This is a genomic window from Aerococcus sp. L_32 (assembly GCF_050689315.1).
The window spans coordinates 1-12,575 of the sequence record NZ_JBOEQF010000057.1 but is presented as its reverse complement, the minus strand read 5'-3'; the positions used below and the strand labels follow the sequence as shown (position 1 = coordinate 12,575).

Annotated in this window: 13 protein-coding genes; 1 reads left to right on the top strand and 12 read right to left on the bottom strand. The window is 40.3% G+C overall.

Annotation, left to right across the window (positions count from 1 at the left end; all coding sequences use genetic code 11):
* Positions 1 to 61: 61 nt before the first annotated feature.
* The 8 genes from ACRCJ0_RS05635 to ACRCJ0_RS05600 all read right to left on the bottom strand — a co-directional run bounded on the left by ACRCJ0_RS05635 (position 62) and on the right by ACRCJ0_RS05600 (position 9,073).
* On the bottom strand, positions 62 to 817 hold the full coding sequence (locus ACRCJ0_RS05635; RefSeq protein WP_419971635.1) for a sugar phosphate isomerase/epimerase family protein: 756 nt from the start codon (positions 815 to 817) through the stop codon (positions 62 to 64).
* Between the two features lie 249 nt (positions 818 to 1,066).
* Positions 1,067 to 1,972, bottom strand: coding sequence for a hypothetical protein (locus tag ACRCJ0_RS05630; RefSeq protein WP_431389758.1), 906 nt, complete (start codon positions 1,970 to 1,972; stop codon positions 1,067 to 1,069).
* Positions 1,972 to 2,979 (bottom strand): flotillin-like protein FloA, encoded by a 1,008-nt coding sequence (gene floA / locus ACRCJ0_RS05625; protein ID WP_419971168.1) that lies wholly within the window; start codon positions 2,977 to 2,979, stop codon positions 1,972 to 1,974. The genes ACRCJ0_RS05630 and floA overlap by 1 nt, the downstream gene beginning before the upstream one ends.
* Positions 2,972 to 3,583: an NfeD family protein gene (locus tag ACRCJ0_RS05620; RefSeq protein WP_016896870.1), complete on the bottom strand. Its 612-nt coding sequence runs from the start codon at positions 3,581 to 3,583 to the stop codon at positions 2,972 to 2,974. Before ACRCJ0_RS05620 ends, floA begins: the two co-directional genes overlap by 8 nt.
* Positions 3,584 to 3,774: 191 nt before the next feature.
* On the bottom strand, positions 3,775 to 6,396 hold the full coding sequence (gene clpB, locus ACRCJ0_RS05615) for an ATP-dependent chaperone ClpB (protein ID WP_431389756.1): 2,622 nt from the start codon (positions 6,394 to 6,396) through the stop codon (positions 3,775 to 3,777).
* Between the two features lie 148 nt (positions 6,397 to 6,544).
* Positions 6,545 to 7,015 carry a hypothetical protein gene (locus tag ACRCJ0_RS05610; protein WP_016896868.1) on the bottom strand — a complete coding sequence of 157 codons (471 nt, stop codon included), beginning with the start codon at positions 7,013 to 7,015 and terminating at the stop codon, positions 6,545 to 6,547.
* Positions 7,008 to 8,369 (bottom strand): Y-family DNA polymerase, encoded by a 1,362-nt coding sequence (locus ACRCJ0_RS05605; protein ID WP_419971173.1) that lies wholly within the window; start codon positions 8,367 to 8,369, stop codon positions 7,008 to 7,010. Before ACRCJ0_RS05605 ends, ACRCJ0_RS05610 begins: the two co-directional genes overlap by 8 nt.
* A gap of 212 nt (positions 8,370 to 8,581) precedes the next feature.
* Entirely contained in the window at positions 8,582 to 9,073 is a 492-nt protein-coding gene (locus tag ACRCJ0_RS05600; protein WP_419971174.1) for an LURP-one-related/scramblase family protein, read from the bottom strand.
* 139 nt (positions 9,074 to 9,212) lie between these two features.
* Between ACRCJ0_RS05600 and ACRCJ0_RS05595 the strand changes: the two genes are divergently transcribed.
* Positions 9,213 to 9,386, top strand: a complete 174-nt coding sequence (locus ACRCJ0_RS05595; protein ID WP_431387851.1) for a hypothetical protein — start codon at positions 9,213 to 9,215, stop codon at positions 9,384 to 9,386.
* A 277-nt stretch (positions 9,387 to 9,663) separates the two neighbouring features.
* Here ACRCJ0_RS05595 and ACRCJ0_RS05590 read toward each other — a convergent pair whose 3' ends face one another.
* Genes ACRCJ0_RS05590 through ACRCJ0_RS05575 form a run of 4 tightly spaced genes read right to left on the bottom strand, consistent with a single transcriptional unit; the run spans position 9,664 to position 12,177 of the window.
* Complete coding sequence (locus ACRCJ0_RS05590) at positions 9,664 to 9,924, bottom strand: metal-sensitive transcriptional regulator (RefSeq protein WP_419971175.1); 261 nt, start codon at positions 9,922 to 9,924, stop codon at positions 9,664 to 9,666.
* Positions 9,924 to 10,220 (bottom strand): rhodanese-like domain-containing protein, encoded by a 297-nt coding sequence (locus tag ACRCJ0_RS05585; RefSeq protein ID WP_419971176.1) that lies wholly within the window; start codon positions 10,218 to 10,220, stop codon positions 9,924 to 9,926. Before ACRCJ0_RS05585 ends, ACRCJ0_RS05590 begins: the two co-directional genes overlap by 1 nt.
* Positions 10,220 to 11,872, bottom strand: coding sequence for an FAD-dependent oxidoreductase (locus ACRCJ0_RS05580; RefSeq protein WP_419971177.1), 1,653 nt, complete (start codon positions 11,870 to 11,872; stop codon positions 10,220 to 10,222). Before ACRCJ0_RS05580 ends, ACRCJ0_RS05585 begins: the two co-directional genes overlap by 1 nt.
* A complete protein-coding gene (locus ACRCJ0_RS05575; protein ID WP_431387854.1) occupies positions 11,872 to 12,177 on the bottom strand; it encodes a rhodanese-like domain-containing protein in 306 nt (101 codons plus the stop codon). Before ACRCJ0_RS05575 ends, ACRCJ0_RS05580 begins: the two co-directional genes overlap by 1 nt.
* Between the last annotated feature and the right edge of the window lie 398 nt (positions 12,178 to 12,575).

The following is a 12,575-nucleotide window of genomic DNA, read 5'->3' as shown; positions in this document are numbered from 1 at the left end:
ACATGCATCCGGCCTGCAAGCAAGGGCTACAGGTTAGTCCATAGGCATTTCTAGCTATTTTCTAATTTAAGCCAGATAGGATATTTTCGATATCGTTTTTGATTTGTCCTTCAACTTCCATAATATCAGAAGCTTTATATTGGCACTCAACCGCAACAGGGATTACTTGGTCTACCTCTTTTAAGACAGCAACAATGTCCACGTCCCCTACCGATAAGCCTGCTAGACTAGTATTGGTCGCTTGTTCCACTTGTTTTAGATGGACATAATGGACAAATGGTAAGACTTTTTTCACCGCTGCTACTGGATCTTCATCGTAGTATAAGAAATTACCCACATCGAAGCACATGCCCACTTTATCGTTACCATTATCTTGTAAAAAGGCTTTAAAGTAGTCGCTAGCGCCTGTTGCTTGCGTGTTGTCATTTTCCAAGGTTAGGGAAATGCCGAAACGGTCAATTAAGTTGTTGACCAAAGTCATATCTGTAGCCACTGTTTCTTGGTTGTAGGCACCTAAGTTGACCTTCAATTGTATAGCGCCAACCGCTTGGGCTAATTCAAAGTAGTTTTCTAATTCAGGATTTAATAGGCCCTCTTCAAATAAAGGTGCTGGCACAGAAAGGAAAACAGTTAAGCCCGCTTCTTGGTTTGCAGCTTTTAGGTCCACCAATTCTTGGTCTGAACCGTCAAAGTATTCACTTCTCAATTCAATATAGTCAAAACCTAACCCTTTAACAGAATCAATCATATCTAATTGGCCAAAACTTTCTTGTGCCATCAAGTCACCATAAGCAATTGTATTTAAAACCCAGTTCATTATTGATACATCCTCTCTGATTTAAAAATCGGATAAACTAAAAGGGGCTGTCTCACAGCCCCTTTTGTATGCTAAGAAAGTCGTGATATCAGGTTCCCATAGTCGGAATTGTCCGACACTTCACAAAATACGCTAAACACTTGCAGTGTTTATTCGCCTTTTGTTCTAGTTTATGGGCGAGTTAGTGCTTTAGCATTTACTCACCTAAATGCGTTAGATGCGGTTAATGCTAAGCGACTATTGTCACACCTACCTTTTAGCTACTGATTTGTCCAGTATTTCTCTTAATAATATACCACGTTTTAGGTCATTCTGATTAGATAAAGCTAATATTTCGCGTGGATTTCGTGATTTTTTTTTGCTTTCAGTCGTCACACGTAAATCTTTACTCGGATCTTCCATTTCCTTAAACAATTGGTCTAACTCTCTATCCAAGCGGTCCGCTTCACGGTCATACATTTCATCCATTTGTTGCAATGCTTTCTTTAATTCAAGGTCATTGGCAGCCATTTCTTGATCAAAATAATCACCATTCGACATTGCAGTTTCAGATACAGAACCTTCGTTAGAGCGACTACCTTCTGCAGAATAGCCACGCCCGTCAGCATATACATCTGACTCATCCCAACCCGTTCCTTCACCATCAAGCGCGGTACTTTGACCGCTCTCAGCTTGGTTTAAGGTTGCATGTTGGTTTTGACGCTTCTGTGCCCGCATAGCCTGGTTTTGTTTAGCATACTGCTGACCACGATTTTGTTGATTTGCATTCCTTCTTTGATCTTGTTGCTTTGTAACTTGAATTTTTTCAGCCTTCACTTCTTCAAAAGACTTTTGCGCATCCGCATCTACTTCATCTAAATACTCTTGAGCTTTAGCTAGATAATCCGCCAAGGTTTTTGGCTTCTTATCTTCTTGGTGTCTACCGCGACTGGTACTTTGACGATTTTGCGTTTGCCGATTTGAAGTTTGTCGAGTTTGAGTTTGGCGCGTGTTCCTTTGTCGATCCACGCCATTTTCATTCATCCGCGAAGGTTGATTAGACGCATCAAATCGTTTCGCTTTCGCCTTCTCTTCTGCTTTCAGCTTCTTTCGATAATCTTTGTAAAAGCTGTGTGCCAGCCCAAAGATGAAGACCAGAATTCCAATCAGTTCCATTATTGATCACCTGAATTGTGTTCAGAATCTCCTTCAGAAAGACTTTCGCGCATCTTCGTATCTGCTTGAATATTTTGCATATTGTAGTAGTCCATTACCCCGATTTTACCGTTTCTAAAGGCCTCAGCTAAGGCTTCTGGTACTTGAGACTGTGCTTCCACAACTTTCGCACGCATTTCTTGCGTTTTCGCAATATTTTCTTGCTCTTGGGCAACGGCCATCGCACGACGCTCTTCAGCTTTCGCTTGGGCAATTCGTTTATCCGCTTCAGCTTGCTCTGCTTGTAGTTTAGCCCCGATATTACGACCTACATCAACGTCCGCAATATCAATCGATAGGATTTCAAAAGCTGTCCCAGAGTCTAAACCTTTTCGCAAAATAGTCTGTGAAATTGCATCTGGGTTTTCCAAAACTACTGAATGTGTCGCTGCTGAACCGACAGTGGTGACGATACCTTCACCAACACGGGCGATAATAGTAGGTTCACCAGCACCCCCAACCAAACGTTCAATATTGGCACGGACAGTTACTTTCGCCTTCGCACGCACTTCAATACCGTTCATCGCAACCGCTGAAATAATCGGTGTTTCAATTACTTTAGGATTTACTGACACTTGAACGGCTTCAAATACGTCACGACCTGCTAAGTCTATGGCTGCAGCTTGTTCAAATTCTAGGTCAATATTGGCACGTTGCGCTGCGATTAAGGCATCCACGACCATATTGATATCCCCACCTGCTAAATAGTGGGCCTCTAAATCATTTAAGTCAATAGTTAACCCAGCTTTTGTAGCTTTAATCAAAGGTTTGATAATGTTATTTGGATTTACACGACGTAGCCGCATTCCGACTAAATCGCCAATCCCCACCTTAACACCAGAGAAATAAGCTGTTACCCAAAGGCCAACTGGCACAAAGGTAAAGAATAAAGTTAAAACGACTAGAATAATGATCGCTAAAATCAAAATTCCCCAAATACTTGTGTCATTTCCATACGAACTACTCATGGTTCACTCTCCTTACTAATAATTGATTGTTACGAATCCTCACAACAACCACCCGTTCATCACTACCAATCACTTCATTGTCACTCATCACTTCCAAGATATTCCCGTCCGAGAAAGTTGCCTTCCCAGTCGGTCTCAGTGGCGTGAGCGTCACAGCCTCTTGCGAAACATAATCCGCCACAGACACACTCTGCGATTGATAACCTCGCTCCCGATTCAAAGATGTATTCAGTACAATTTGATCATTAAAAGGAATCCGGTAACCCAACTTAACTAAAATATAAAAGGCCACGATACCCACAACAACACCAATCGTTAAATCTACTACCGCGTCGCCGATATCAGCAGTCTGCCCCATCAATCCCCAGGCACCGATCAACAAACCTACGACACCCAATATCCCGTAAGTAGGTAAAAATACTTCGGAAATAATCAAGACTGTCCCTAAAGCAAAAAGCATCAGTGACAACCAAGACCCATTGTCATACAAACCAAAATACAATAAGAAAGATCCCGCACCCACAATGCCTCCAAGCATATAATGACGCGTCATCATTCCAGCGATAATGGCTAAGATACCAATGGAAAATAGTACTGTCTCCATTTCTCCACCTCCATCCATCTTCTATACTATATATTTTACCATATTAAAAGACCACTTTAATAATAATAGCCTAGGTCCAACAGTTTCTCCTTCCTGAAAATAGACGTATGCAATAAAAAATTCTCCACAAACTAGGCATACTACTTGCTAGCTTGTGGAGAATTAATCAATTACTTATTTTTTATATAGATTTAATTTTGGACTAAGGGTGTCACATCAAACTTGATTTCGTGGTCTTCATCAATTGAGATGTTCACTGCTTGCTGTTTACTAATAGTACCTGCAATAATCGCACGTGCTACTGGTGTTTCCACTTGGTTGGTGATGAAACGACGCAATGGTCGTGCACCAAATTGTGGATCATAAGCAGTGTCACCAATCCAGCTCACCAATTCATCACTGAATGTTACCACAATTTCTTGGCTAGCTAAGCGGTCGCTTAATTGTGCTAACATCTTGCGTACGATACCGTCCATATCATTGTGTGATAATGGTCTGAATAAAATAGTGTCATCGATACGGTTTAAGAATTCAGGTCTAAAGTGCATTTTCAAAGCACTTTGAACAGCTTCTCTTGCTTCATCATCGATTTCCCCGTTTTCATCAGTACCGTCTAACAAGGCATCTGATCCTAAGTTACTTGTCATAATGATGATGGTATTTTTAAAGTCTACAATCCGACCTTGTGAGTCAGTTAGACGACCGTCATCTAAGATTTGTAATAGGATATTGAATACATCTGGATGGGCTTTTTCAACCTCATCTAGTAAGACCACTGTATATGGATTACGACGTACAGCTTCAGTTAATTGGCCACCTTCTTCGTAACCAACATAACCAGGCGCTGCCCCTATTAAACGAGTCACATTGATTTTATCCATGTATTCACTCATATCAAGACGGACCATGTTATTTTCTGAATCAAACATGGCTTCAGCTAGGGCTTTAGCCAACTCAGTTTTACCAACACCAGTCGGTCCTAAGAATAAGAATGAACCTAACGGACGGTTTGGATCTTGAACACCGGCACGTGAACGTAATACCGCATTTGTCACGCTATCAACTGCTTCATCTTGACCTACTACACGTGTATGTAAGGTGTCATCTAAGTGAAGCAATTTTTCACGTTCCCCTTCAACTAATTTAGTCACGGGAATCCCAGTCACTCTTGAAACGACTGCTGCGATAGAGTCTTCAGTTACAGATTCTTCTACCAAACGGTCAGCGCTCTTATCAGCATGCTCATGGTAGGCTTTTTCCATATCTACCAATTCTTGTTCCAATTTTGGAATGGTTGCATGTTGTAATTTGGCTGCTTCTTCAAGGTTGTAGTCATTTTCTGCTTGTTCTAAAGCATGTTTTGCATTGTCAATTTCTTGACGTTTAGCATTAATATCTGACATACCGCCTTTTTCAACTTGCCATTGCATGGTTAATTGGTTAGTTTTTTCACGTACTTCAGCTAACTCTTCTTGAAGATCAGCTAGACGACGTTTACTTGCCTCATCTTTTTCCTCTTGAAGTGCCTTTTCTTCAATTTCTAATTGAATCAATCGACGTCTTTCTTGGTCTAATTCTGTTGGTAATGAGTTCATTTGAACACGAATTTCAGCACTAGCTTCATCCACTAGATCAAGTGCCTTATCTGGTAAGTACCGGTCAGTGATGTAACGGTCTGATAATTCAGCTGCCGCTACTAACGCTTGGTCATGAATAGTTACCTCGTGGTGTAATTCATAGCGTTCTTTCAAACCACGTAAAATTGAAATAGTGTCTTCAACACTTGGTTCTTTCACTAAAACACGTTGGAAACGACGTTCCAAAGCCTTGTCTTGTTCCATATATTTACGGTATTCATCCAAGGTTGTCGCACCAATACAGTGTAACTCACCACGAGCCAACATCGGTTTAAGTAAGTTCCCAGCGTCCATTGACCCTTCAGTCTTACCAGCACCTACAATGTTGTGGATTTCATCGATAAATAAGATAATCCGGCCGTCTGCCTTTTTCACTTCATTTAAGACTGCTTTCAACCGTTCTTCAAATTCACCCCGGTATTTAGCACCTGAAATCAAGGCACCCATATCTAATGAAAAGACTGTTTTGTCTTTTAAGTTGTCAGGGACATCTTTTTTCACAATACGTTGGGCTAAACCTTCAACGATAGCGGTTTTACCTACACCAGGTTCACCAATTAGGACCGGGTTATTTTTAGATTTACGAGACAAGATACGAACTACATCACGAATTTCTTCATCACGTCCGATGATAGGATCCATTTTACCTGCTTTAACTTGTTCGACTAAATCGACACCATATTTCTCTAAAGCTTCATAGTTTTCTTCTGCTTGTTTACTTGTCACATGATCACCCTGTCTCAAATTATCAATTTTTTCTTCTACCGCTTTTGCGGTAATTTGATGTTGCTTGAACCATTTTGCCAGGTCAGTATAAGCTACATCATTGATGGCCGCTAGCACCATTTCAGTGGCTAAAAATTCGTCACCTTGTTTTTCCGCACGTACTTGAGCTTTTTGAATTAATTCACCCAAGCCACGTGATATGCCTTGACCATATTGTACGTTCGTACCTTGGACCACTGGAATTGCATCTAATTCACGGTTTAATTCTTCAGTTAATGCTGCCATTGGCACATTTAAATCTTCATAAAAGTCATAAGCAAAGTTTCCAGGTTGCACCAACGCTGTAAACATATGGGGAATCCCAATTTCTTGATGTTTACGAGTCATAGCAATTTGTTGGGCATTTGCGATGGCCTCTTGTAAGGTTGTAGTCATTTCCATGTTTGCCATTTCACATCACTCCTTTTTACTTTATGTATAAAGTATAACAAATTGGTCAGTAAAGGTCAAACATTTATTAGTGATATTTTTGACTTTTTTAATCATCTAAATCCTTGATATATCAATATTACACCAAGATTTGACTCTAAACATCAAACTAAAGGTCAATATGGGACCACTTACTTTCTTTGACCAATTCAATATGGCGCACATCATCCCATAAAATCTTGCGACTACCGATCAAAAAATAAAAATAATTACTCTCCCCATTAAACCAACCGAGGATATGGTCAAGGTAGCGACCTAAATGATCTTTCAAAGACAATTGAATAGAAACAGGATAGTGGTTTAACCAAGCTTCCTGCAAGACTTGGTCAACCTCTTCCCTCGTCATCTCAGGCAGTGGTGTAGATACTTTAGCTGCATCCTTATGGTTGGATTGAATGCCTTTGACCAATTCATCCATGGCATAAGCAGTAGCCCACTTCATACCAAAGGTCCGGTCCTCATATTCATTATAAGGCGTGAAGTGTTTACGGGTCCTTGGGTGTCGTTGCTTTTTTAACCATGACAATTGGGCCCGTCTTGTAGCGTTCGGTAGTTCCCAAGGTTCAAGCCGCTTAGCCATGGGCCTCACCTTCGATACCCGCCATACCACCAGCGTGTCCACCGACTAAACTAGAGCGTTCAATTGCCCGACCGCCAGCTTTAAGAGACGAGGCATAGACCAGACTCTTAAAACCGTATTTCTTACGGATGGTATCTACAATCACATCTGTTTTCAAGTCGGCTACTTGATTGTTTTCACTTTCAAATAGATTTAATTGGACTGCTTGATTGTAAACAAGGTTGCCGCTATATAAAGAAATATGCCGGATTACTTGGTTGTCATAGAGTAAGGACAGCAGATACAAGGCCACTTCAGCAATCATCTTACTTTGATTGGTCGGTGTTACCTTGATTTGCTTATGAATACCCCTTTTACCACTTGCATCAAAGTAGCCCATAGAATAGCCTAAGCCAAGACCGACGACTTGGGTTTGCGCGCCAGCTCGTCTTAAACGGGTACCAATTTGGTCAGCCATTTCCTTGACGACGACAGCAATTTCATCCTTATCGGTGTAATCTTTTGGGAGCACTTGACTGTTGCCAATCGATTTGTCTTTGGTGGTATAAGGGGTGCCGAGAAAAGACCGGTCCACGCCCCACGAATGGGCATAAAGTTGGGCACCCATGACCCCTAATTTATCTTTTAATACGTGATAAGAAGAATGGGCCAGGTCGTAGACATTATTAATACCCATTCCCTTTAGCCGACGGGCCATTCGGTGGCCAATACCGCAGACTTCTGTTAAATCAGCAATCTGCCAAAGGGTATCCGGGACATCCTCATACCGCCATTCAGCAATCATGTCGCCCTCCTTTTTCGCGCCAATATCTAGGGCTACTTTAGCTAGAAACGGGTTATCGCCAATACCAATCGTTGTATAAATACCTGTCTGGTCATGGACATCCTTTTGAATTTTCTGGGCCATTTCGTAGGCACTACTGACCTTAAATAGTTTGAATGAATCGGTCACATCTAGGAAACTTTCGTCCACTGAAAATACGTGATGGTTGGCTTCGTCCACGTAGCTTTTATAGATCCGGTTAATTTCTTGGTTCTTCTCCATATAAACCCGCATGCGCGGTTGAACAATCACCAAATCATCTGGATAGGGATAAGGTAAATCGCGGGCCCGGGTTACGTTGGTAATATTAAAGGCTCTCTTAGCAGCTGGTGAACTAGCCAGAATAAGCCCCGATCCCCTACTCTGACCGCCAGCCTCATCATAGTAGGACATGACAACTAATTTGGTCGTTAATGGGTCTAAACCGCGTTCAACTGCCTCCACTGAGGCGTAAAATGACTTACAATCAATACACAAAATATCGCGGCTAGGTTCCTTTGAATAGTCAAACGTTACATTATTCGCAAACATCTTTAGCCCTCCTTCGCTTAGACATTTAAATTTACGCCCTTAAAAACAGAACGTATGTTCCTATTAATAATAGAACGTACGTTCGGTAAACACAAGTGGTTTCGAAGGAAATTTTAAGACGAAAATAAAAAGGCCACGATCCATACGGTCGCGGCCTCCTCAGTTAACTATTTAAGTACAATTTTAGTCTTCCTTTTTTAATCTTCTCCGTCTTACGCTTCTTCGCGCTCAACTACTAAGTCAATCGCCATCACCACACCTAAAATAATCGGCACCACGTCAGCTGGCACATGGTCTTCGATATCAATCACAAAAGTATCGCGAATTGATATCAACTTGCGGTCGATACGGGCAATCCGGTCGCCATTTTCATCCGTAATACGGAAATCAAAATCAAGGATATTCCCCTTCACATCCCAATCCAAGGACGTGACCTTGTAGTTATCTCTAAATAAAGAAATCTTCTTGCGAATTTCAGCTACCTTGTCATTATTTTCATCATACACATCGACCGTTGGCATCAAATCAATGATTTGTTCTTTCACTTGCGCCACTTCTTTATCTTGGGCTAGGTCAATAATACGAAATTGTTGGCCAATTGACAGCCATTTATTCTTGATTTTATAAACAGGATCGCCATCTTCGTTCTTCAAATTAAAGTCACGTTTCAGCGATAGTAATTGGTTTTTCATGTATAATTTCATGGTTTATCAACCTTTCTCTTCTTAACTTATAGTTAATTATATCTTTATATTAACGGAAATTCACACCGTAACCCTCATACCAAAGACCGAAATCTAAGGTATAATTAGAAAAAGAATCCATCATCGTAAAGGAGTTATCATGTATTTAACTATTTTCGCTATCTTTCTCGTTGTCGCCGGTTTCGTTAACGGGTATATCTTCTTATTTAAATACCCCAAAGAATTTCAATCGACAAAAATTGTCCATGGTTTCTTAACCCTATCTTTACTTCTTATCGGCCTATACTTATTGATTATAAGTCTTGCGGTATGACACCTATAAAATAAATAATAAGCCGATTAAGATTGGTTTAGTGTTTGTTAAAGCACCCTCTGTAGAGATTCTATTCAAAAACACCTCCCTAAAATGCTAGGGAGGTGTTTATTGTTATGCCATCATCAACATTTACAACGATAAGCATTTTTACATGGGTGCTATAGGGGGCAGTTCATTAACAACCTGTTCCCTTATTTTTTATTTCTAATACTATACGTCTATATTCATTTAAAATAATGTTACACCATGATGTAGCATAAGCTATAACAAAAGACTAGCGACTCTTCATTAGTAACTGAATTGCTTGTTGAATACGTTCTTCACCTGTGCTGCCATCTTTAATATTTTCTTGAACACATTCTACTAAATTTTCAGCAACAATTAAACTAATCGTACGATCAATACTAGAGCGAACCGCTGATAATTGAGTCACAATATCTACGCAATCTTTTTCTTCTTCCATCATATTCAAAACGCCATGCAATTGACCATCAGAACGTTTCAAACGGTTCACAATTTTTTTATCGTATTCCATTAAACAATTTCTCCATTCCAAGCAGAAATTCCGCCCATTACATTTATCACTTTGTATCCTTCTTGTGATAATTGTTGACAAGCCATTGAAGAGCGCGCTCCGGAGTGACACATTACATAATACTCTTGGTTTTTATCCAATTTATTTTTTTCAGCTGAAAGATTACTTAAAGGAACATGGATTGCGCCGTCCAGGTGACCATTTTCCCATTCGTCGATTTCTCTAACGTCTACTAAAGGAAGTTTATTTTCTTTCCATTTTTGTTCGAATTCTGACATTGATATTGAATGATACATTATTTTACCACCTTTTCTGGTTTTACTGTTGAGTAAAGAGCAAATGCGCCATCTAAATTTTTGGCTTGGTAGCCATTTTGTTTCAATATTCTTTCTGCTGCATAGCTACGCAGTCCACTGTGACAGCTGACAATAATCGGTTGATCTTTGGGCAACTCCGCCATGCGGTCTCGCAAACTATCTAAAGGAATATTGACTGCACCTTTTAAGCGGCCATTGGATTTCAGTTCACCTTCATTTCGAACATCTAGCAGTAAATATCCTTCTGCTTGCTTGTCTTCTAATTCATACCACTGAACAGACTCACTAATGCCTTCCATAAGATTTAAAGCTACATAACCAGCCATATTAACAGGATCTTTAGCAGAGCCAAATGGAGGGGCATAAGTGAACTCTAATTCCGGCAACTCTTGCACCGTCATTCCGGCTTTAATAGCTGTAGCAATGATATCAATCCGTTTATCTACACCGTCTTCTCCGATGGCTTGAGCGCCATAAATTTTACCTGTGGTCGGATGAAATAATAACTTTAATACAATCGTTTTTGCATTAGGATAATAGCCAGCATGACTTTTCCCTTGAATGTGAATCACTTCGTACGCCTCATCCGCTTGTTGCAATTGGCGTTCATTCAAACCGGTCGACGCTGCTGCCAATTTGAACACTCGTACAATCGCTGTCCCTATGCTACCTTTATTTTTACGTTCTAATCCGCTAATGACATCAGCCACTTGACGGCCTTGACGGTTAGCTGGCGAAGCCAATGCTATCATCGTGTCTTCTCCGTTAATTTGCTGTTTAACGACAACCGCATCCCCCACAGCGTAAATATCTTTTTGACTAGTTTCATATTGATCATCAACGACTATCCCACCGCGTAAACCTGTTTCGACACCGGCTGTTAAAGCTACCGTTGTTTCCGGTTTTACACCGACAGATATTAAAGTGACGTCACTCTCCAAGCGTTTTCCATTTTCTAATACTACGATTTTACCTTTTTCTTCAAATGATTCAGCAGCCAATCCTGTATACAATTTTATACCATTAGCTACCAATTCTTTCGTTATATAGGCAGCCATTTCTTCATCAAAAGGCGGTAGTACATGTGGTGCTTTCTCCACAATAGTAACTGCCATTCCTCGATGGGCTAAACTTTCTGCCATTTCTAGCCCGATAAATCCAGCACCTATGACCACTGCTTTTTTAGCCTTGTGTATATTGATAAAGTTGGCAATCGCATCGACATCGGGAACGGAACGTAAGGTAAAAATATTCTCTGCTTCTTCTAATCCCTTTGCTTGAGGAATGAATGGTTTTGCTCCTGGGGATAAGATTAATTTATCATACCCCAGCGTGTATGTTTCTTGGTCGGTTTGCACGACCACTTCTTTGTTATTGGAATCGATAGAAATAGCTTCACTATTTGGTCGCACATCTAAATCGAATCTTGCTTGCAAAGTTTCTGGCGTTTGAACTAACAAATCCGTCCGTTCATCGATTTCTCCAGCGATATAATAAGGCAAACCACAATTTGCAAATGACACATAAGGCCCTTTTTCTAATACGATAATTTCTGCTGTTTCATTCAACCGTCTTAACCTTGTAGCGGCAGACATTCCGCCTGCTACACCACCTATAATGACAATTTTCATTAATTATTACCTCCTTTTGTTGCGCCTGTCCAAGCCATCATGCCACCACGGACGTTGATAACATCATGTCCTTGTTCCAATAACGTTTTCGTTGCTCGTTTACTACGCATCCCCGATTGACACACTACATAAGCTTGACCTTTAGGCGTGTAGTTAGCAACTTTAGACAATGGTATATTTTTTGCTCCTGGAATATGACTATTTTTAAATTCATGTGGTTCTCTTACGTCAATAATTTGCGGTTTATCGGCTAATTTCTTTTCCAATTCAGTAGTTGAAATCGTAGGCAATTTTTTAAAAAACATATTTTTTCTCCTCAATAGATGATTAATTTATGGTTACTTTTTCCGTTAAATACTCTTTCAGTACTTCTTTTGGTTGATAGCCAACTATTTTTTCGACCCCTTCAACACCATAGTGGGCATAAGTGGGATACTTGCGACCACTCGACGGAAGTCACGGTAAAAGTCCTTTTTTGATCATCTTTAATAATTGGTAAAAGGATGGTGCTCATTTATATACCCCTGCGTGTATTTCTATTATACCCCTGTAGGTATTATTTGTAAAGTTTTTTCTTACCGAATAATGCACATGGCAAATAACTTGTTTTTGATATTTTATTTGTTTCCTAGATATCGCACTAACAAACAGTGTTGAGAAAGGGAGAAAATATGAACGGAAGTGCGCCAGGAGTAAAAAAAAT

Coding starts and splice junctions, on each gene's coding strand:
- ACRCJ0_RS05635 (WP_419971635.1), bottom strand. CDS start 817: ATGAACTGGGTTTTAAATACAATTGCTTATGGTGACTTGATGGCACAA.
- ACRCJ0_RS05630 (WP_431389758.1), bottom strand. CDS start 1,972: ATGGAACTGATTGGAATTCTGGTCTTCATCTTTGGGCTGGCACACAGC.
- floA (WP_419971168.1), bottom strand. CDS start 2,979: ATGAGTAGTTCGTATGGAAATGACACAAGTATTTGGGGAATTTTGATT.
- ACRCJ0_RS05620 (WP_016896870.1), bottom strand. CDS start 3,583: ATGGAGACAGTACTATTTTCCATTGGTATCTTAGCCATTATCGCTGGA.
- clpB (WP_431389756.1), bottom strand. CDS start 6,396: ATGGCAAACATGGAAATGACTACAACCTTACAAGAGGCCATCGCAAAT.
- ACRCJ0_RS05610 (WP_016896868.1), bottom strand. CDS start 7,015: ATGGCTAAGCGGCTTGAACCTTGGGAACTACCGAACGCTACAAGACGG.
- ACRCJ0_RS05605 (WP_419971173.1), bottom strand. CDS start 8,369: ATGTTTGCGAATAATGTAACGTTTGACTATTCAAAGGAACCTAGCCGC.
- ACRCJ0_RS05600 (WP_419971174.1), bottom strand. CDS start 9,073: ATGAAATTATACATGAAAAACCAATTACTATCGCTGAAACGTGACTTT.
- ACRCJ0_RS05595 (WP_431387851.1), top strand. CDS start 9,213: ATGTATTTAACTATTTTCGCTATCTTTCTCGTTGTCGCCGGTTTCGTT.
- ACRCJ0_RS05590 (WP_419971175.1), bottom strand. CDS start 9,924: ATGGAATACGATAAAAAAATTGTGAACCGTTTGAAACGTTCTGATGGT.
- ACRCJ0_RS05585 (WP_419971176.1), bottom strand. CDS start 10,220: ATGTATCATTCAATATCAATGTCAGAATTCGAACAAAAATGGAAAGAA.
- ACRCJ0_RS05580 (WP_419971177.1), bottom strand. CDS start 11,872: ATGAAAATTGTCATTATAGGTGGTGTAGCAGGCGGAATGTCTGCCGCT.
- ACRCJ0_RS05575 (WP_431387854.1), bottom strand. CDS start 12,177: ATGTTTTTTAAAAAATTGCCTACGATTTCAACTACTGAATTGGAAAAG.